Raw genomic sequence first — 20,932 nt, forward strand, 5'->3', positions numbered from 1 at the left:
TTCCTTGATATAATACATTAGAAGCATAATTGCACAACAATGTTATACCGTAAATAAAGAATAAAGATGATAAAATTCACAAGTTCCGATAATATTATCTGGCGAAGTCATGTCGCAAGAGCCATATTAGTACTCATTACCACTGCTGTTATTATTGCCTTTTTGCCACGTACGCAAGGCAAGATGTATCACTATGATGAAGGTAAGCCGTGGATGTACGGACAACTTATAGCCAAGTTTGATTTCCCTATTTTTAAGAGTGAGGAGACTTTGAAGAACGAACGAGACTCTATTATGAAGAATTTCGTTCCATATTTCAATTTAAACGAAAACATAGGAAAGGAGAAAATAGAGCAGTTTCGTAAAGATTATAAGAACGGTATTCCTGGCTTGCCGTCTGAATATGTGGAAATTGTAGCGCAAAGGCTACGGGAACTCTACGAAATTGGTATCTTAAACTCTGCAAACTTTACTTCTTTGATAAAGGATAGCAATAACACTGTGCATGTAGTAGAGGGAAAGCAGGCTATAATCAAACCTGTCAAGCAACTTCTTACTACGCTTGGTGCGTACGAAAACCTTTTTACTGCGCAACAATTAAGCAGCAAACGTTCTGTGCTGCAACAATGTAACCTGAACGAATATATTGAGCCGAATCTTATTTACGACAAGAAACGTAGCGAAAGTGAGATGAACGACATGCTTAGTTTTATTCCGCAGGCTTCTGGAATGGTGTTGGAAGGACAACGAATTATAGACCGTGGCGACATTGTTGATGCCCATACATATCGTGTCCTTTACTCTTTCGAACAGGCAACCGAAAAGCGAAATGAAACGAAAGACCAGATAACGTCTACGCTTATAGGACAAACAATTTACGTTATAATCCTTGTTGTATTGTTTACGCTATACATTACGCTGTTCCGTAAAGACTATTTCGACAAGCCAGGGTCTATTTTGTTCTTATACGCCTTGCTTATCATCTTCCCAATAATAACTTCGTTGATGATAAAACATAACATTTTCAGTATTTATATCGTTCCCTTTGCAATGGCGCCCATCTTTGTAAGAGTGTTTATGGACTCGCGGACAGCATTCATTTCGTACGCCGTTACAATTCTACTCTCGGCAGTTGCGGTACGATACCAATACGAGTTTATTGTGGTCCAACTTGTAGGGGGGCTTATTGCAATCTTTTCTCTTCGCGAATTATCGAAAAGAAGTCAGATATTTCTTACAGCGTTGCTCGTTACGTTCGGTTCTGCGGCAATCTATTTAGCGCTTCAGCTTATACAGGCAGACGACTTTTCAAAACTCGATGGGGCTATGTACTTCCACATTGGGGTCAATGGCTTCTTCCTTCTCTTTACTTATCCTTTAATGTTAGTCATTGAAAAACTCTTTGGTTTTGTGTCTACGGTAACGATGTTCGAGCTTTCTAACACTAATAACGAACTGTTGCGGAAACTGAGTGAGGTGGCTCCTGGAACATTTCAACATTCTATTACTGTAGGAAATCTTGGAGTTGAGATTGCCAATAAGATACATGCCAAGGGCCAACTTGTACGAACGGGAGCATTATACCACGACATTGGAAAGATGGTGAACCCAGTCTTCTTTACCGAAAACCAGGCAGGTGTTAATCCACATGACAAGATTTCCGACTTGGAAAGTGCCAGAATAATTATCGGACATGTTACGGAGGGATTAAAATTGGCAGAGAAATATAACCTTCCTAACGTTATAAAGGAATTCATTACGACGCATCATGGACAGGGATTGGTGAAGTATTTCTACATAAACTACAAGAATGCGCACCCCGATGAGGAGATAGACGATGCGCCATTCCGCTATCCTGGTCCCAATCCATGGACACGTGAACAAGCCATACTAATGATGTGCGACACTGTTGAGGCTGCTTCGCGCTCGCTTCCTGAATATACCGAAGAGAGCATAAGCAACTTGGTGAATAAGCTTATAGACGCCCAGATGGCAAACGGCTTCTTTACTGACTGTCCAATTACGTTCCGCGACGTCAGCATAGCCAAGCAAGTGCTTATTGAACGTCTGAAATCTATTTACCATACACGCATTCAGTATCCCGAATTGAAGTCGTAGTGAAATACGTAGAAGTTATTCTGCCTCTCCCGCTTGAGGGCACTTTTACGTATGTTGTGCCCGAAGCATTACTCGAAAAGATAGTGCCGGGGGGGCGTTTGCTGGTTCCTTTTGGCAGAACAAAGACCTATATAGGAATCTGTAATGCCAGTCCTACCGACCAACCTTGTAAGAATGGCGCAGGTGAAGCAATAGAATATAAAAGTATTCTCTCTGTACTCGATGATAGTCCAGTGCTATTGCCACAGCAATTACGGCTTTGGCACTGGATAGCCGACTACTATATGGCGCCTGTCGGAGATGTTTACAAAGCGGCATTACCCTCTGGACTGAAGGCAGAAGATGCCTACAAACCTCGCACAGAAGTGTATGTTTGCTTGGGAAAACAGTTTCGTGGCGAACGAGAACTACATATTGCACTCGACAGTCTTGCCCGTGCACCAAAGCAACTGAAGATTCTTGCATCTTATCTACAATTAAGTGGTATTGCAGACGAACCTGAATTAGTTACCTTAGATGTTTCACAGAACACTAACATCAATGGCAACAAGCTAAAGACAGTGTCGCAAGAAGAGCTTAGGAACATTACGCATAGTTCATCTGCAATAATAAATAGCTTGATAAATAAGGGAATCTTGCAAACTTATTGCAAAGAAGTTGGTAGACTAAACAACGATTATAGCGGAACACAGCCTAACGCCATACACTCTTTAAACGAAGCACAGACCATTGCATACGATAAGATTTTGTTGCAAGCAATGGCACACAATGTAATCCTTCTCCACGGTGTTACCTCGTCGGGTAAGACCGAAATCTACATACATCTTATTCTTAAAGCTCTCCAAGAGCACAAGCAAGTGTTGTATTTGCTGCCCGAAATAGCCCTGACGGTGCAGATTACCAATCGCCTGCGCCGTGTTTTTGGCAACAAACTTGGCATCTATCATAGCCGATACAACGACGAAGAGCGTGTAGAAATATGGAAAAAGCAACTTTCCAATACGCCATACGAAGTTGTCCTTGGTGCACGGAGTGCTGTATTTTTGCCTTTCCAGCGACTTGGTTTGGTAATTATAGACGAAGAACACGAGACAAGTTTCAAACAACAAGACCCTGCTCCTCGCTATCATGCACGTTCTGTGGCTATTGTTCTGGCACAAATGTACGGAGCCAAAACACTGTTAGGCACTGCAACGCCATCGATTGAGAGTTACAGAAATGCCCAATTGGGAAAGTATGGGCTGGTTAATTTATCACAAAGGTATAAGGATATTCAGTTACCGGCAATAGAAGTAGTGGACATTAAAGACCTTCGGAGGCGTAAAATAATGTCCGGACCATTTTCCCCACGCTTAATTGCTGCCGTGAGAGAAGCACTGCAACGTGGCGAACAAGCTATTCTGTTTCAGAACAGGCGTGGCTTTGCACCTATGATAGAGTGCCGCACCTGTGGCTGGGTGCCACATTGTCCCAACTGCGACGTATCTTTGACCTACCATAAAAGCATGAACGTGCTTACTTGCCATTATTGTGGCTATACCGAACGAGTACCCGAACAGTGCCCAAACTGCGAATGCAAGGACTTGAAGGGGCGTGGCTATGGTACGGAAAAAATAGAAGACGAGATAATGAACGTGTTTCCTGATGCCCGTATAGCGCGTATGGACTTGGATACAACGCGTACAAAGAATGCCTACGAACGTCTGATAAACGACTTTTCGGTTGGCAAGACCAATCTGCTCATAGGTACACAGATGGTTTCAAAGGGGTTAGACTTCGACCGTGTGTCGGTTGTGGGCATACTCGATGCCGACAATATGCTGAACTACCCCGACTTCCGCGCCTACGAGCATGCCTTTACCATGATGGGGCAAGTTAGCGGACGGGCCGGCAGAAAGGGCAAACAAGGATTGGTCATCTTGCAAACACGAAACCCGGAACTGTCCGTTATTCGCCAAGTAGTGAACAACGACTATGCGGCTTTCTACAAATCGCAGCTCAAAGAGCGCGCAGACTTTCACTATCCGCCTTTCTTCCACCTTATATATATATACCTTAAACATCACAACAACGACACTGTCGAATCGGCAAGCTTAGAGTTTGGATCACGTCTTCATGAAGTTTTTGGCGACAGAGTGCTCGGTCCCGACAAACCATCTGTGGCGCGCGTGAAGACCTTACATATACGAAAGATAATGCTGAAACTCGAAAACGGACTCGACTACAAGTTGGCAAAGCAGTATTTGCGTTCTATACGAGACACGATGATAAAGGAAAAGCACTACGGCGTACTCTCCATTTACTTCGATGTGGATCCCTTGTAAGGGTGTACATCGTAACATTAATGCGCACAAACGCTCCTGTTCAGGCAAGTCATACATACCACGGAAAATACATATAACATCTTGTTCCAATCATCGTTTAATTACACATATCGGGAAAATATGTGCAGATTAATTTGGTAGAATAGGACAATCCATATAACTTTGCAGCCAATTTGAATCATATTAATACAAGAAAAGTTAAATTATGAGACTGAAATCATTAATTCTAATGCTTGCCTTGTTTGCCTCGTCAACGAGTATTAAGGCAGGCGGATTACTTACAAATACCAACCAGAGCATTGCATTCTTACGTAGCTTAGCACGTGATGGCGCCATCGGCATAGATGGAGTTTATTCCAATCCTGCAGGTGTAGCCTTCCTTCCAATGGGGCTGCACATTTCGTTCAACGTGCAGAACGTTTATCAAACCCGTACCATCAACTCCGGAATGACCGTTCCTGCATTGCAAGGCACACCTTTCTATCAGCCTTTCCGACTGAATGGGGGCAACGATAAGGGTATCAAAGAGTTTAAAGGAAAGGCGTCTGTGCCTATCCTCCCATCGTTCCAAATTGCCAAGAACTACGAAAAGTGGGGCTTCCAAATGGGTTTCGGCATAGTAGGTGGGGGAGGAAAGGCTACTTTCAATGCTGGTCTTCCCACCTTCGAACGCCAGATTGCGCTTATTCCTGCGTTGCTTGCCAAACAGGGATTCGGCTCTGCGACACCTGCATATAGTGTAAGCAGCTACATTCACGGACAGCAATACGACTTCGGATTGCAGCTGGGGGCAACCTATAAGGTAAACGACAAACTCGCTGTTTATGGCGGTGCACGCTTCAACTACATATACAACAAGTACGAAGGCAACATTATTGGTATATCTGCCAACATAAACGGACAGATGGAAAACCTCTACGACTACTTCGGTTCAAAAGCCAATGCGCTGACGCAGTTGGCAATTCAGAGCCGGCAAATGGCAGGCCAAGCTACCAATCCTGCCGACAAGGCACGCTACGAAGGTGCTGCAAAGCAATATCAGGCAGGCGCCGACAAGCTGAACAAGACCAGAGAGAACTTTGCCGACAAGTATTTAGACTGTACACAACGCGGCTGGGGCATAACGCCAATCATTGGCATCGACTATAAGACGGGGCGTTGGAACCTTGCAGCACACTACGAGTTTACAACCAAATTCAACATAGAGAACAACACGAAGCGCGACGATACCGGACAGTTCAAGGACGGTGTGAACACGCCAAACGACCTTCCAGGTTTGCTTTCGATAGGCGCACAGTACGAAGTTTTAGACAATTTGCGTCTGTTAGCAGGCTATCACTACTATTTCGACAAGGATGCGCGCATGGCAAACAACAAGCAACGCCTGCTTTCGAGCAATACACGCGAGTATCTTGCGGGTGTCGAATGGGACGTAAAGCCAGGCATTACCCTGAGTGCGGGCGTGCAACGCACCAAGTACGGACTGGGTGACGGCAGCTATCTTTCCGACCTTAGTTTCGTAACAAGCAGCCACAGCATTGGTTTCGGTGCGAAAATCAAGGTGGCAAAAAATGCCCATCTGAACATAGCCTACTTCTTTACGAACTACGAGAAGTTCGACAAGGCATACGAATCGACCATCAAAGAAGTGAAAGTGCAGAACACCGACCAGTTTACACGCACCAACAAGGTGTTCGGAGTTGGGCTCGACATAAACCTTTAATGCCGATTAACCATTAGCGTCTGTCTGCTTTTATTTGTCTCATCGGTTGTCGAAAGCACAAGGAACGGCAGCAAAATACTTACAAGCAATAAAAACAAATAAAAGAAGACAGGCTCTAATAGTTTATTATATCTATATCTATTCGTTATTCTATATTACTCTCCCCCCTCTTTTCACCTCGTGCATACAACTTGGTGCGCCCTGTGCCAATGTTGCGAAGCTTGCCTGCCTTTGCCAATTGTGCCGTAACACGATAGGCGTATGTATGGGATAGATTTAGCTGATGACGCAAATCTTCTACCGTAAAGAAAGGCTTTTCGGCAAGCAAGGTCTCAACTGCTTCGTCTATTTCTTCTTTCGTGGGTACTTCCGATGTGCCGTGTTTGTAGGTCGTGTTTACGAACTCGATGTACCTGAGTGCCTCCATCATTTCCTTATCGGGACGAAACTTCACCGTGCGAACTTTGGCATTGCGCAGCCTGTGGTGATGTGTGCGCGGGTCTTCGTACACGTCGCCCTTTACCGCGAGCGAGAAATGGCCAATCCCCGGCAGGTGTACACTGTTGCCAGACTGTAGATGGTGGACTATCTCATTGCGCAAACCAGCCACCGCCCCCACTATATCGGCACTTGTAAGCGACATAGTTCCCTCTATATCATCGGCAATGCGCCTTAGTCCTATCTTCTGGTTCTCAATAATAACTGCCCTATATTCGGCGTTTTTTGCCGATGTACTATAGTTCTTCAACAGCTTGTAATTTACACTCATAACTCTTCTTTTTAAATATTTCTCGGTTTCTGTTCTGTTTAAATACCTATTCATTCGTATTTAAATGTCGTTGTAACAGTATTTAGATGCTGTTGCAATGATATTTATATACCTATGAAATCATAATTATATGTGCATTGCGTCATACTATTTAAATTTAAGTAGATATCTGTTTAAGTCTAAGTATATAGCTACTTGATGTTAAGTATATAAATACTTAAATTTAAGTATTATGGTTTGATACGTACAAAAATACAACAATTTCCTAAGAAAAACGAAGGAATGTCATAAGAAAATTATTGCACTCCCGTATTCTCATGTTTCTCTCGCTAATATCTTTTCCTTTCTCAGCTGTTATTGTATTTTTCAAAAGGTATGAGGAACGTGCGAAACCGAATGCCGTTGTTCCGTATTTATATTGTTAGCTTGTTTTCGTTTTGAGCTTGTAAAGCTACCAAATTGCACAGAAAGCTAACCGAATAGCAAACTTTTTTGGTGCTTTTGCAATACAGAGATGGTATCTTTAAGTTTTTTACATTAAATAACAAATATCTTTTGGTAAAGTTGCAATTATCTATTTCTTTTTTGTAAATTTGCGGTATAAAAGGTTGGATAATCAATTAAACGTTTCATTTTAAACATAAACAATATATATTATGTCATTTTTAACAAACGAGAAACTTGTTATCGTCGGTGCCGGCGGTATGATTGGGTCTAACATGGCGCAAACAGCTTTAACATTAAGACTTACTCCTAACGTTTGTCTTTACGATATTTTTGAGCCTGGTTTGCATGGTGTTGCTGATGAAATTGCACATTGTGCTTTCCCCGGAGCAAATGTAACCTGGACCACTGACCCTCGTGAAGCTTTTACAGGAGCTAAGTATATTATTTCTTCTGGTGGTGCACCACGTAAAGAAGGAATGACCCGCGAAGATTTATTGAAAGGGAACTGTAAAATCGCAGCAGAGTTTGGCGATTACATTAAACAGTATTGCCCAGATGTAGAGCACGTTGTTGTTATCTTCAATCCGGCAGATGTTACGGCGCTTACAGCACTAATTCACTCTGGATTAAAACCAAACCAACTGACATCTTTGGCTGCCCTCGACTCAACTCGTTTGCAACAAGCCTTGGCTTTGGAGTTTGGTGTACGACAAGATAAGGTTACCGGTGCACATACATACGGTGGACATGGCGAACAAATGGCTGTTTTTGCTTCTCAAGTAAAGATTGACGGCAAACCATTGTCGGAAATGAATCTTAGCAAAGAACGCTGGGAAGAAATTAAGCACGACACTGTCCAAGGTGGCTCACGTATCATAAAACTTCGTGGCCGCAGCTCTTTCCAAAGCCCGGCATATAACGCAGTTAAAATGATTGAGGCTGCAATGGGTGGCGAAAAGTTCACGCTTCCTGCCGGTTGCTATGTAAACGACGACCGTCTCGGCTTCAAGAACGTAATGATGGCTATGCCAACTACAATCGACAAGACTGGCGTTCATTACGAATTGCCGACCGGAACCGAAGAAGAAATGGCTGCCTTGAAGGCTTCTTACGAACATCTTTGCAAGATGCGCGATGAGATTGTAAGTCTTGGCATTATTCCTGCAGTCGCAGAATGGAAGAAAGATAATGCAAATCTCTAATAAAAGAGTTTACGAGCCATAAGGTTTATGGCAGTCAATAATTTATAGTGGGTGTGTCAAAGAGGAGGCTCAATAGAGTGATTCTATTTTGATACACTCACTCTTTTTTTGTGTGTAAACAAGAAAAATCCTGTCATCTTAATCTATTACTTATTTTTTTGTTACCTTTGTAGCGAAACAAGGCAATTTATAAATCTATTCACGTAGGCTATATTTCTATTCCAGTGAATTTTTATGATAATTTTAAAGCAATATAATTATGGGATACTGTAAAAGATGTGGTACTCTAATCGACGAAAGTTCTGAATTTTGCCCTCAATGTGGTGCACCACAACAAGAAGATGGTCAAGCGGCTCAAACAAATCAAAGCAGCCAGAACGTCCAACATAATCATGAATGTTGTTGTACGGAACAATCAGGTAAAGAAAAGTTACTCAACATTCCTAAAAAGGCTTGGCGCATTATTATTCCCGTCGCAGTCCTTCTGTTGCTATGTTTCACGAACCCCAGCAAGACTAAACATGTTGAGGCTATTCACACAGAATTAATGAAAGTCTTGGAACAACAAGGTGGCAGCGAAGCTACAGTATATGCGTCTTTAGGTGCAGGTTTCATAGACAAGGTGCTCGTTTCTAAGTTAGATGTAAGCAATTATTTTATTTTCAGCATAGGTTCTCTGCAAGATGGGACGAAAAGCAAGATGGTATCGTTCGGTATTTTAGGACACGTCTTTACATCTGGGCTCGATAAGGAAGCACTTGGTGATATGAAGAAGACCAACAAGACACTTGGTCTTTAACGATACTTTGAAAGATAAAATGAAGTGTGGGCTGTTTGCAGTCTTGTCTGCCACAGTTTTGCTATTCATGTCTTGTCATAGGCAGCAAAGAACGAATAATCTTGCTGCCTATATTGATACGTTGTCGTTGCGTAAGGGAGACCTTATTTTTCGAGAAGGAAGAAGTGCCGAAAGTGCAATGGTCATGGCATTAGACCGCCATAACTACTCGCATGTAGGTTTACTTTTTAATACAAAGAATGGTTGGAAAGTTGTACATGCAGTTCCTGGGGAGTCTGATAATAATACAGATACTGTGAAATCTGAGCCTATCAGTGCATATCTTCAAAGCGATAGATGCGCAAAAGCGAAGATAGTGCGTGTGCCTTGCAAGGCTTATATTGCACAAAAAGCAGTGCAATATGCGTTACACAAAATAGGTTTTCCTTTCGACGATAATTTCGATATGGCAGATACAACCAAGTTTTATTGCACCGAATTGGTATGGCGGGCTTATCTTTCTGCTGGAATAGACATATCGAAAGGAAGACGTCATAATATAAATGTGTTAGGACTCCGTAAAACCAGCCTCTTACCTTCGGATATTACGATGGGAAATACAATAAAAAGCATCAACCTGGAGTAGTTCGATGCTTTTTAGTTCTTATGTCCAGTGTGTCTTTTATCGCTTCTTTTTTATTTCTATCAACCTTACCGTTATTCCGCCTTGCAGTGCAGAGCTTTCGCTACTTTCGTATTTATTCGTGAGTTGAACTGTCTCTTTCAAATAGGTTACAATGCCTTCTGTGTTATATTTATATTCCTCCTCGCTTGTTGCCGTAATGCCTAAGTCCATGTCATCATCGTCATCTTCCTCCGAATTGGAATCTTTAAGAAACTCCTCTCCAGGGTTATCTTTAGCCACGGTTTCATTACCGTTCAAAAGGTCTATATTAGTTTTCAGCCATATTGTACCATCGTCTAAACGTGCCACAGTATATTTTGTTGTAACCGAATCTACATTCTCCGATTTTCCTTCCATTAATGGTTGCCCGTAGTATTTAAGAAGAGCAGGAATTTCCTCAAATACGTCCAGAATGTTAAGTTGCGCTTTTATCTTTTCCTTTGCTTCTGCTATTTCTTTTGCTGTTGGTTTGTGTTTTGTCTGTTTCTTCACTAACTCCAAAACGTCCGGCCATATTCTTTGCAAGTAAAGCTCTGCTATTTCGTCTTTGTTATCCAGACTTTGGAAACGTCCAGAGCTATCAATTGTAAAACGAATAGCTTTATTCTTAAGGTCGTTTTCTAAAAATTTCTCTGCACCATTAACAAGACAAATAGCTTTATTCGTATTGTCTTTCTCGTAAATTTTTATTTCGCTTATCTGATAATCTATTTTTAAGTTTCCCTTATTGTCCTTTTCTTTCACAATTAAATAAAACCTTCGGCGGCTCAGAGTTGATTCTGGCATCGCTTTTTGTACAGCTGCATTAGTATTGTCCACCGCGTCATAAACAAGCGTGTCGCCTACTTGGAACTTAGGGAAAATAGTAAAGGTGGACTGGCTCCACACAGATAGAACTGCAGCGAAAGGCAGTAATAAAAGTAAAGTAATTTTCTTCATATCCGATAGTTTCCGTATGTAATGTGGCATCAAAGTTAATACATTTTTGCTATATTGACAAGACAGACTGCTTGTTTTTATATGGAGACCTACAGAAAATGCGTCTTGTCATAATACTTTATAACGAGATTTCTGCAAAGCTCCCATTTACCTCAAACTGTACAAATGCCTGCCAGGTACCATCTTTTCAGGTCGTTTCCATATACTAAAATTCGCGTTTTTACTGATGTCTGCAAACGTTTGATATTCAGTTATTTATAAAAACATTAGATTTCTCTGAAAAAAGGTATATACTTTTTGCCTAAAAAGTATATACTTTTTGAGTAAAAAGTATATACTTTTCTACTAAAATCTATCCCCAAGGTTCAAGAAAAGGCGAAATAGCGTGAATGATTTGTGAGTCAGTCAGTTCTGATTTTTGAGCCTTTCGGCGCAAAACCTCGAAAAGACGGGTTTGTACCAACTTCGGACAGAGCAGCGTTACCAAAACATTACCACCTCCTTTGCAAGTGAGGATTGGGAAAAACGGTAGCGAACAGTGCAAAATCCGACCTGAATTTCGGGGATTACCTCCCGCAAAGGTACTTCGATGAAAGGAAACAGGCAAATAAATTGCAGACTGTTTCTTTACCATTGAACAACAATGTTTTGCATAGCAACAAATAACCTGACAATGAATAGTTTTGTAAACCGTAAAAAGTCAGAGTTATGCGTAGTACGTTTAAGGTTCTGTTCTACCTCAAAAAGAACGCCCCCAAGAAGAACGGTTCCGTTCCCGTGATGTGTCGTATCACCATTGATGGTACAATAGCCCAGTTCAGTTGCAAATGCGACATCCATCCCGACTTGTGGGACATCAAGAGCAACCGAGCTTCGGGAAAAAGTACCGTGGCCTTGGAAACCAACCGTTTCTTGGACAAGATACGTGTCGGCATCAATGCCAAATACAAGGAGATAGCCGAGCGGGATAACTATGTCACTGCCGAGAAAGTGAAGAACGCTTTCTTGGGCTTGGAAATGCGGCATGAAACCTTGCTGAAAGTCTTTGCCCAGCACAATGAGGACTTTTTCAAACAGGTCGATGCAGGCTTGCGATGCCCATCCACCTACCACAAGTATTGCACGGTCTATAAGCATCTGGAGGAGTTCATCAAGAACCGCTACCGTGTCAGCGACATTGCTTTGAAAGAACTCACTCCGGCTTTCATTATCGACTTTGACATCTTCCTGCGCACCGAAAAGCAATGCTGTAACAACACGGTATGGATTTACATGATGCCCCTGCGCCGTATGATTACCATTGCCCAGAATCACGGATGGATAGTCCGTGACCCGTTCGTGGATTACAGCATATCCGCCGAGAGTACCGACAGGGACTATCTGACCAAGGATGAAATCCGCAGGCTGTTGGATTTGAAATTCAGGCGTAAATCAATGGAGCTGGTTCGGGACTTGTACGTCTTCTGCTGTTTTACCGGCTTGTCCTTTACCGATATGAAGAACCTGACCAAAGATAACCTTCAGACTTCCTTTGACGGTAAACTCTGGATTATGACCAAGCGACAAAAGACAGGTGTGGAGTCCAATATCATGCTTTTGGATATTCCGAAGCAGATTATCGAGAAGTACGATGGCATGGCGAAGGAGGATTACCTCCTGCCCGTTCCGCAGTATATTACCGCCTGCAAGAACATCAAGAAAATCATCGGACTCTGCGGTATCGAAAAAGAGATTACGTGGCATACCAGCCGCCATACCATGGCGACGGAAATCTGTCTGACCAACGGCGTTCCCATCGAAACCCTTTCCAAGATGCTCGGACACACGAATATCCGCACCACGCAGATTTACGCCAAAATCACCCACGAAAAGGAAAGTCGGGACATGGCGGCACTTTCCGACAAACTGGGTAAGATAGAGCAGTTCAATGGTATCACTATATAAAAGGAGGACGAACGATGAAAAGAGAAATCATAACCATCGGAGAGAAAGGAAAAATACATATCCCGACAATTACCGTTTGGATGTCGGCTTGCGAAATAGCCGATTTGTTCGGCGTATTCTCCGGCAAGGTAAACAGCCACATCAAGTCTATCTTCAAAGAGGGCTTGCTCAGGGAAGATGAGGTAATGCAAACGCTATTGTTTAGGGATGGTTCGGTGGATTTATACAACCTTGAAATGATTACGATGCTGTCATTTCGCTTTGCCTCTCCTCACGCCCAACTCTTCCGCAAATGGGCTATCAGGAAACTTACCCAAAAGAAATCTACCACTCCGCTACTTGTATGTTACAACAAAGATGGATGGTATAGTTAAATATGAGAACAGGCAGTAAGAAACTCTTGTCTTACTGCCTGTTTCTCTGTCAAGGCTTCTCAAACCGAGGGCGATAATTCTCCTGCAACAGTTTTTCCACATCTTCTTCCCGGTAGAGTACCTTTCCGCCTAACTTAACAAAGGAGATTCTTCCCATGTTGCGATAATCCTGCAACGTGCGCCGGTTGATATGCAACAGGCGGGACAGTTCATCGTCCGTCAGATAGCGATGCCCGTTAAGCAGAGGTCTGTTCTTTTTCCGCAGGACATCTATTCCCTTTATCATGCGGTCGCTCGCGTTGAGAAAGTGCGCAATCTCTTCGTTGTTCTTGGTCTTTACATCGTTGTCCATATTTTACATCGGATTTAGTGGTGATACTATTCATTGGTCATAAAGCGGAGGACTGTTCGAGCAGCTTTCCGACATCCTCCGGCTTGTAGAACATCTTATACCCTATTTGCGTATAGGGCAACATTCGGTTGCTACGGTAGGTCTGCAAGGTACGCAAACTGATGTTCAGGATTTGACAGACATCCTGATTGTCCAGCCACCTGCCCATACGTCTTTCATCACTTTCCCGACACAGGGCATCGACTTTTGTAGCCAAAATACGAAAACGTTCCATCATGGTTTCATACGTTTTCTTCTCGATTGTAATTACTTCCATATCCTTGTCTGTTTTAATTTTACACTTTGTGCAAATGTACTTATGGCGTAAGTATTCAAGACCAGCATTTCCTTTATTGCGTACTTGTGGCTTCGATATGGATGCTTTTGTCGTATGGCTTTTGGAATCAGGCAGAAAAATCTCTATTCAGTACATATTTAGCATACAATCCGGACGGTTTTAACTCCCGAACTTTGCAGCATAATCAAATTCAAAGCGTCATGGATGTCATAACAATTGAAAGTAAAGCCTACCACGAACTGATGGGCAAGATAGAGAAAATCCTCCGTTATGTAGAGAAAGAGGAAAAGGCAAAGATAGAGTACGAAAACCGCCTTGTTACCAACGATGAGTTAGCCGAGATCCTCGGTATCAGCAAGCGTACCCTTCAGCGTATGCGCAGTACGGACAGAATCAGCTACAAGATGATTTATGGGCGTTGCTACTACGACCTGCATGACATCGAGAAGGCGATACGCAACAAGAGCCTGTACTGCAATCCTCAAAATCTGAAAGAGCTACGGCATAACTTCGAACTTAAAAGCAGGAGGATAAAGAATGGAACTATTGGATAGAGAGACTTTCCTTGAATGGATGGAACGCATCATGAAGCGTTTCGATGACTTGAAACAGACGACTGCCGACATACCCCAACGTCCGATGATAGATGGAGAACCGCTGCTGGATAACCAAGAGGTTTGTCTGATGCTCCAAATCAGCAAGCGCACCTTGCAACGTTATCGGGCATCGGGTACACTTCCTTTCCACATCGTTTACCACAAGACGTGGTATTTGGAATCGGAAATCCTTGCCTTTATGCAAACCCACTTTACGGAGAACCTCAAACGAAAAAGGAAGAGACCGTCCAAAGGCACGTAATTTCGGATTGTACGCAACAGCAAAGCCCCCGTTTTGTCGTAATGACAAGTCGGGGGCTGCCGTTTGAATGTGATGATAACATTACAGATTATATTTTCGGTCTGACAACGAACACCTTTTCTGCCAGAGACGGCGGCAGTCCGTTCATAGAGGGCTGTGTAGCGGAGATACTCTGCCCGCTGCTTTCCAACGGTCTGTCGGTTTGAGCCGCAGAGGTGCTGACGGAGGGGGCGGCGACAGTCGGCTCTATCGGACGTGACCGTTCCAATTCTTCCGCCTTTCCTTCGCCGTCCTGCATCACCTCCGTTCCTTCTTGCTCACTCTCTCCCTGCTCGATGGGTTTTAGAGAGAGCTGTATCTTGCGGTCAAGGGCAGCGAGTTCCGTTTTGAGGTCTTTGAGCTGCTCTTCCTTCTTCCAAGATCCGTTCACGACCTCCTGCAAAACCTGAATATCCTTGGCTATCTTTTCCGTGTCCGCCTTAAACTTCTCAATCAAGCCGGGTATCTTCTCCAAGGCGTTCAGGAAATTCATGCAGGCGAGTTGCGGGTCTGCCGCAATCCTACCATTGTTGTAGCTGTACTTCATTCCGCTTTCTCCCATCACGAAGAACTTGTTCTGCGAAAGGTCGAAAAGGTCTTTAGAGGAGGATTCCGTCTTGACCACAAGATTAAATCCGTAGAGTGTTCCGATATTGAAATACTCTCCCCGTGTGCAGGCTTTCTCGTTGATTTCCGCGAGTTTGGCAGCGATGCGTTTCGGGGCGCTTCCTTCCACCCCTTTGAGCGTTATCGGATTGAGGATGTTTCCCTCCTTGTCTTTCTGCACACGGCTTTGGTACAAGTCCCAGTCACTTTGGAAACGGGCAATCAACTCCTTGTTGCCGTCCACCGTCCGCACGACTTCGTCCAATCGACTTCGGGAGGATGACTTACTGCGAATGAACGCCTGCCGTTCGCTGTCCAAACCGGCAATCTTCTTTTCCAACTTTGCCTTCTCCAATAAATCGGTATTCCCGGAGAGGATGGCGACGTATTCGGAAAAATTCATTCCCGATTTCTCGTCCATACTTCCCTCGTCGATGGTACGACTGCCCATACGGTTGTTTTTCAGTTGTTCGATGAAGAGTTGCTTATTATGCAACAGGTTGAATTTATAACTATCAAGAGACTTCTCCACAGCATAGATAATGACATCTACTTTATTGTCCGCATGGAATTTGGCAACTTCATTGCCCTTGCGCACGGCTCGTCCGTCCCTCTGCTCCAAGTCGGAAGGACGCCACGGCGTGTCCAAATGATGGATGGCGACGACACGTTTTTGGGCGTTCACACCCGTGCCGAGCATACTCGTAGAACCGAAAAGCACTCGAATTGAACCTTCATTCATTCCCGCGATGAGCGTCTTTCGAGCCTTGTCGGTCTTAGCTTCCTGAATAAAGCGTATCTCCTGAGCGGGTATGCCGTGGTCTTCCACCAACTTGCGCTTGATTTCGGAATAGGGATTCCATTCGCCCGGCTTATACGTACCGAGATCACTGAATACAAATTGCGTTCCTTTCTGCTCCTCAAACTTGTGATAGTATTCCGCAATCTTGGCAGCACAGTGGGAGGCTTTGTTGTCCACATGATCTCCGTACTTGTTAGGATCAATAAGCCTCAAATCTAAGCTCATCTTTCGAGCCATGTCCGTTGCGATAAGCATCTTGGCTTTCTCCTCTCTATCGGAGAGTTTCTCTCGTCCTAATAATTCTGCATTGCCCGTCTTGGCAAACTCCACCAACTTGGCGATGAACTCTTCCTGTTCGGGCGTAGGCGGTATGTTGTGCATAATCTCATTCTTTTCGGGGCGGTCTATGCCGATGTCCTTTGCCGTCCGGTAATCAGTGATTTGAGCGTAGAACGCTGCCAACTCCGGCACTTTGATAAAATAGCGGAAACGCTCTTTCTGTACGATTTCGTTAGTGACGGAAAACTCATAGTCCACCGACTTCTTGGCGAAGATGGCAGCCCACGCGTCAAAGGTCTTGATGTTCTGTGCTTCGAGGGCTTGGGGACGCAGATACTTGAACAGCAGGTACAACTCCGTAAGTGAGTTCGATATGGTCGTCCCCGAAAGGAAGGTTGCTCCCAAGTCTTTCCCCGTCCTTTCCTGAATGGTTCGTATGGCAAAGAGCATATTCAAAGCACGCTGGCTTCCTTCGCTGTTACCCAACCCTGCCACACGGTCGTGGCGGGTGTTGAACATCAGATTTTTGAACGTATGCGACTCGTCCACGAAAAGGTGGTCTATACCCATTGTCTTGAAATCCACTATATCGTCCTTGCGGTTCTCTATCTTGAACTTGATTTCATCCAGCTTCGCCTGTAAATTCATCTGCCGCTTGACAAGCCCTTTCTCCATCGCACGGGAGATGCTGCGTCCCTGCTGACGCAAAACCTCCAAGTTCTCTTCCACGCTGTCCAGCTCGTCCTGAAGGATTTTTTGCTGTATCTCGTCCGACTGCGGTATCATGCCAAACTGGTCGTGCGTGAGGACAATGCAGTCCCAGTTGTTGTTCTTGATGTCGTGGAAAATCCGCTGCCGCTTGTCGGGGGTGAAGTCGTTCTTCCCTGGATAGAGCAGCTTGGCGTTCGGGTAAGCCGTTTGGAAGGTCTGTGCTATCTCCTGCACGTTGGCCTTGAGAGCGAGTATCATCGGCTTGTTTGCCAAGCCGAGCCGTTTCATCTCATAGGCAGCGGTACACATGATGAGCGTCTTTCCTGCCCCTACCTGATGGTCGCAGATACCTCCCCCGTTGAGTTTGAGCATCCACACGGCATCTTTTTGGCTGCCGTACAAACTCTCGATGCCCAAGCCTTTCAGATTGAGGTCAGGGAATGTCTGATGGGAACCATCATATTGCGGACGAACAAAACAATTGAAAGTGTCATTATAGAGTTTCTCCAACCGCTTCTTGAACTCATCGCTTTGCTCGTTCAGCCAATCAGTAAAGCCATTTCGAATCTCGTCGATTTTGGCGTTTGCCATCTGTATGGCTTCGGTGTCCCGTACTTTGACTTCCTTGTCTCCGACCATGATTTTCTTGGTAATGTCGGGCGTCGTATTCAGCAGGGCGTGCTTCATCAGGGCAATGCCGTCGTAGCGACGATGTTGCCCCCGTACACAGAACCTGTCCCAGATATTGGCATTGTGCATCCGTGCCTCCACAGAGTATTCGTCCGCACTTGAATTGTAGCGTATCATCACCTCCGTGTCGAAGAGGTACGAGGCATAGTCTGAGTAGAGATTTACGGGAATCCATCGCTCCCCGAAGTTGAAATCCAAGTCCACGAAGGGTATCGGTTCGGGAATGGCATCTTTCAGTGCCTGCAAGGAGGCTTGCGCCCTTGTGTCTTCCGGATGCTCCAAAAGATATTGTCCGATACGCTCCGAAGCGGCAACCACATTGCCCGATATGAACTTCTCGGCAATTTCATACTCTCCCTCCAAAGGATTGTAGTAAATCCTGTCGTGCAGCTCGAAGAGCATCTCTTCCTCGGAGGTGTCGGGGAGCAAAGAGAGCATATACTCGGTGTCCACCGCTCCGAACTTATTGAGTGACGCCGAGAGCGCCTCTTGGGCATTGCTCACCTCTGTCACTTCGTGCAGGCTGAAAGAAACGGGCTGACGGAAAATATCGGCTTTGAGCGTTTCTTTATCCACCTTCCGTTCCAAGAAGAGGATTTCCCTGCCACCGGCATCCATCAGGATCTGCTCGTGGTTCTTGCGGTCATTCAAATGCCCGTACAGCCGCACGAAACGGTCGTACAGTTCATTGAGGTTCTCTCGCAAGGATTCATTCGCCACCTTGCGTTCCGCCTCATAATCATAGAGGGCGTGGTAGGCATCCCGCAGGTCTATGTAGAGCAACATTTTCTGTCGTTCTTGGGACGGGAGGTCTATGGGCTGGAACATTCGGTTGTCCTCCATATCACGGACAAGCATTCCGACTTGAAAGTCCGAAGCCAGCAAAGACCCCTCTCTGAGGTGTTCGTGCCATTCCCCCTCATAGAGGCGCTGCTGCATCCCTTTCTCCTTGTCCTGCTGCCACCACAGCTCTCCCGTGTCTTTCAGCCCCAGTGCCGTATCATTGCTTTGTGAAGTCTCGGAAAAGATGGAGGGTGATACGACAGATTTCAGTTTTGCGGCAGCTTTACGTTTGGGCTTTTCCTCCGGGATAACATTGCCGAAAAGGTCGAGCAGTTGTACCTGCGGTGTGACACGGCTTCGGTTTTGCTCCGTCGGCTGTTCCTCTTTCGGTTGCACCTCCTTTCGGTGTGATTGCTCCTCTTTCGAAGCGGCAGGCGTAAGCGTTGGCTCTCCCTGCTTGACCTCGGGAGAAACAGAAACGGTAACTTTGGGCTGCTCCTGAATGGAGATATGCTTTTGGTACAATGCCTCGTCCAAGCGTTTGGCTAAATCTGCCCGCAGGATTTTGCCCATATCGGTGGCGATGCCTTCCGCTCCGCCCTCGTGATGGAACAGGATGGCGGGCTTGCCGTAAGGGTCGGTATCCTGCTTCCATTCGGTATGCACAATTTGAGACATACTTCGCAGATAGGTATTGAACAGTACTCCGCTAGGGCGTTTCTCACTCTTGATGAAACGCAGTTCCTCTTCGGTCAGACTTGTCTTGCCGCTCTGCTTTTGCAGGACGATAAGGTCACTGCCCACTTCCGTCCCCGCATTCTCCGAGAAAAGATTGTTGGGAAGACGGACTGCCGAGACAAGGCGGGAGTTATTCATCAGCCATTTTCGTATAGGCTCGTTCGAGGGCGCGTTCATAACTCCTTGCGAGGTAATGAATGCCAACACACCGCCTTCACGGAGCATATCCACCCCCTTGACGAAAAAGTAATTGTGCAGGGACATGCGGGCGACCTTTCGGGCAGGTTCGTCCGTCTTGCTGAAAACAGGGTCGAAGACGGCCACATCTCCGAAAGGAATGTTGCTGCTGACCACATCGAAATAACCTCCGAGCTTGGATTCGATTTCCTCGAAGCCCCGGATGCGTATCTTGTCTTCGGGATGCAGAGCGGAGAGCATCCGTCCCGTAAGGATGTCTTTCTCAAAACCGAAGGTCGTATGCCCTTCGGCTGCAATGCCGTCAAAAGAGCGGATGAACTCGCCCAGTCCCGCCGAGGGGTCGAGGATACGCTTGGGGACGATGCCTGCCTCCTGTAAGGAAGCGGCAATCTCCCGCACTACGGGCGCAGGAGTATAGAAAGCGGTCATCACGGAATTTTTCAGGCTCTGCATATAACTCTTGTACTGCGACTCGGAAGCGGTGTTGTCCCGAATGATGCGATGCAGCTCCATCACCAAGGGGAATAGCTCCAGCTCCGACTTGTTCCATCGGGCGATGTCCTCCATCGTGTTGGCGGGAGAGAGGATACACTTCAAAGCCCCGAAGCCCGTATAAGCCCGCAACACCTCCATTTCCTCCTCCGTTGCCGTGCGTTGTTCCCGATGCAGGGCAAAGACCGTCTTGATGGCTTCTATGTTCGCCCTTAGATGCTCCTTCTTGTTATAACTTGCCATCTTCTTCGAGTTTTAGTTGAACAAAACCCGTAATCTCCGTATAGAGGGAGTTGTATTCGGGCATATAGGCGAACTCGTCCGAAATAGGATACTTGGTGAAGATTGCTTCCAAGATTGGGCGCAGGCGGATAGCGGTCTCCCTGACAGCTTCAAGCGGCACTTCGGCGGAGAACTCGTTCCAAAGAACAGAGGAGATGGTATCGTGGTGGGAAAAGTGCAGACCCGCATAGAGCGTCTTATTGGCAATGCCGATACATTCGGCTATGGGAAGACCGGTATCGAAGGCTTCGGCATAGGCTTCGGAAGCGGCTGCCGCACGCTCTTTGACGAAGGGAATGTCATCGGCTTTTTCGGGATGGCTTTCCCGAAGAAAAGAGAGCAGGGATAGCTCGTAATAGGAAAATCGAATGGCTGTCATATCTGTAATTTTAATGGGTATATAATGCAAAGGCACTCGACGTCCCCGCCGAGTGCCACCACTAAAATCCGCAGTAAAAACAA

At 45.3% G+C, this 20,932-nt stretch carries 16 protein-coding genes; 10 read left to right on the plus strand and 6 right to left on the minus strand.

The features are described from left to right. Positions 1 to 66 precede the first annotated feature (66 nt). The 3 genes from RDV52_RS05395 to RDV52_RS05405 all read left to right on the plus strand — a co-directional run bounded on the left by RDV52_RS05395 (position 67) and on the right by RDV52_RS05405 (position 6,165). On the plus strand, positions 67 to 2,118 hold the full coding sequence (locus RDV52_RS05395) for an HD family phosphohydrolase (RefSeq protein WP_004366631.1): 2,052 nt from the start codon (positions 67 to 69) through the stop codon (positions 2,116 to 2,118). Next, positions 2,118 to 4,442 carry a replication restart helicase PriA gene (gene priA / locus RDV52_RS05400; RefSeq protein WP_004366630.1) on the plus strand — a complete coding sequence of 775 codons (2,325 nt, stop codon included), beginning with the start codon at positions 2,118 to 2,120 and terminating at the stop codon, positions 4,440 to 4,442. The genes RDV52_RS05395 and priA overlap by 1 nt, the downstream gene beginning before the upstream one ends. Positions 4,443 to 4,647: 205 nt before the next feature. After that, positions 4,648 to 6,165: a porin family protein gene (locus RDV52_RS05405; RefSeq protein WP_004366629.1), complete on the plus strand. Its 1,518-nt coding sequence runs from the start codon at positions 4,648 to 4,650 to the stop codon at positions 6,163 to 6,165. A 145-nt stretch (positions 6,166 to 6,310) separates the two neighbouring features. Here the strand turns inward: RDV52_RS05405 and RDV52_RS05410 are convergent, their stop codons facing one another. Then, entirely contained in the window at positions 6,311 to 6,934 is a 624-nt protein-coding gene (locus tag RDV52_RS05410; protein WP_004362470.1) for an HU family DNA-binding protein, read from the minus strand. A gap of 656 nt (positions 6,935 to 7,590) precedes the next feature. On the opposite strand from RDV52_RS05410, the gene RDV52_RS05415 reads away from it, so the two are divergent. The 3 genes from RDV52_RS05415 (at position 7,591) to RDV52_RS05425 (ending at position 10,007) form a co-directional block, all read left to right on the plus strand. After that, the gene (locus RDV52_RS05415; protein WP_004362472.1) at positions 7,591 to 8,583 is read left to right on the plus strand and encodes a malate dehydrogenase; all 993 of its coding nucleotides are present in this window, start codon (positions 7,591 to 7,593) and stop codon (positions 8,581 to 8,583) included. Positions 8,584 to 8,842: 259 nt separating this feature from the next. Further along, positions 8,843 to 9,382 (plus strand): zinc-ribbon domain-containing protein, encoded by a 540-nt coding sequence (locus tag RDV52_RS05420; protein ID WP_004366627.1) that lies wholly within the window; start codon positions 8,843 to 8,845, stop codon positions 9,380 to 9,382. A 19-nt stretch (positions 9,383 to 9,401) separates the two neighbouring features. Further along, the gene (locus RDV52_RS05425; protein ID WP_040556888.1) at positions 9,402 to 10,007 is read left to right on the plus strand and encodes a YiiX/YebB-like N1pC/P60 family cysteine hydrolase; all 606 of its coding nucleotides are present in this window, start codon (positions 9,402 to 9,404) and stop codon (positions 10,005 to 10,007) included. A gap of 36 nt (positions 10,008 to 10,043) precedes the next feature. Here the strand turns inward: RDV52_RS05425 and RDV52_RS05430 are convergent, their stop codons facing one another. Next, positions 10,044 to 10,985: a hypothetical protein gene (locus tag RDV52_RS05430; protein ID WP_223381159.1), complete on the minus strand. Its 942-nt coding sequence runs from the start codon at positions 10,983 to 10,985 to the stop codon at positions 10,044 to 10,046. A gap of 708 nt (positions 10,986 to 11,693) precedes the next feature. Between RDV52_RS05430 and RDV52_RS05435 the strand changes: the two genes are divergently transcribed. Together RDV52_RS05435 and RDV52_RS05440 are read left to right on the plus strand one after the other, a co-directional pair. After that, entirely contained in the window at positions 11,694 to 12,929 is a 1,236-nt protein-coding gene (locus tag RDV52_RS05435) for a site-specific integrase (protein WP_040556886.1), read from the plus strand. A 14-nt stretch (positions 12,930 to 12,943) separates the two neighbouring features. Continuing rightward, complete coding sequence (locus RDV52_RS05440) at positions 12,944 to 13,303, plus strand: hypothetical protein (protein ID WP_004366621.1); 360 nt, start codon at positions 12,944 to 12,946, stop codon at positions 13,301 to 13,303. 49 nt (positions 13,304 to 13,352) lie between these two features. Here the strand turns inward: RDV52_RS05440 and RDV52_RS05445 are convergent, their stop codons facing one another. Both RDV52_RS05445 and RDV52_RS05450 read right to left on the minus strand, forming a co-directional pair. Further along, the gene (locus RDV52_RS05445) at positions 13,353 to 13,655 is read right to left on the minus strand and encodes a helix-turn-helix domain-containing protein (protein ID WP_004366620.1); all 303 of its coding nucleotides are present in this window, start codon (positions 13,653 to 13,655) and stop codon (positions 13,353 to 13,355) included. 37 nt (positions 13,656 to 13,692) lie between these two features. Beyond that, positions 13,693 to 13,971, minus strand: a complete 279-nt coding sequence (locus RDV52_RS05450) for a helix-turn-helix domain-containing protein (RefSeq protein ID WP_004366619.1) — start codon at positions 13,969 to 13,971, stop codon at positions 13,693 to 13,695. A 221-nt stretch (positions 13,972 to 14,192) separates the two neighbouring features. On the opposite strand from RDV52_RS05450, the gene RDV52_RS05455 reads away from it, so the two are divergent. Together RDV52_RS05455 and RDV52_RS05460 are read left to right on the plus strand one after the other, a co-directional pair. Further along, a complete protein-coding gene (locus RDV52_RS05455) occupies positions 14,193 to 14,546 on the plus strand; it encodes a helix-turn-helix domain-containing protein (RefSeq protein WP_004362427.1) in 354 nt (117 codons plus the stop codon). Next, entirely contained in the window at positions 14,530 to 14,850 is a 321-nt protein-coding gene (locus RDV52_RS05460) for a helix-turn-helix domain-containing protein (protein ID WP_004366617.1), read from the plus strand. The genes RDV52_RS05455 and RDV52_RS05460 overlap by 17 nt, the downstream gene beginning before the upstream one ends. Before the next feature lie 88 nt (positions 14,851 to 14,938). Here RDV52_RS05460 and RDV52_RS05465 read toward each other — a convergent pair whose 3' ends face one another. Both RDV52_RS05465 and RDV52_RS05470 read right to left on the minus strand, forming a co-directional pair. Next, positions 14,939 to 20,431, minus strand: coding sequence for an N-6 DNA methylase (locus RDV52_RS05465; protein WP_004366616.1), 5,493 nt, complete (start codon positions 20,429 to 20,431; stop codon positions 14,939 to 14,941). After that, the gene (locus tag RDV52_RS05470) at positions 20,418 to 20,849 is read right to left on the minus strand and encodes a DUF1896 family protein (protein WP_004362424.1); all 432 of its coding nucleotides are present in this window, start codon (positions 20,847 to 20,849) and stop codon (positions 20,418 to 20,420) included. Before RDV52_RS05470 ends, RDV52_RS05465 begins: the two co-directional genes overlap by 14 nt. Between the last annotated feature and the right edge of the window lie 83 nt (positions 20,850 to 20,932).

The sequence above is a fragment of the Prevotella nigrescens genome, assembly GCF_031191185.1.
GTDB classification, from domain to species: Bacteria; Bacteroidota; Bacteroidia; order Bacteroidales; family Bacteroidaceae; genus Prevotella; species Prevotella nigrescens.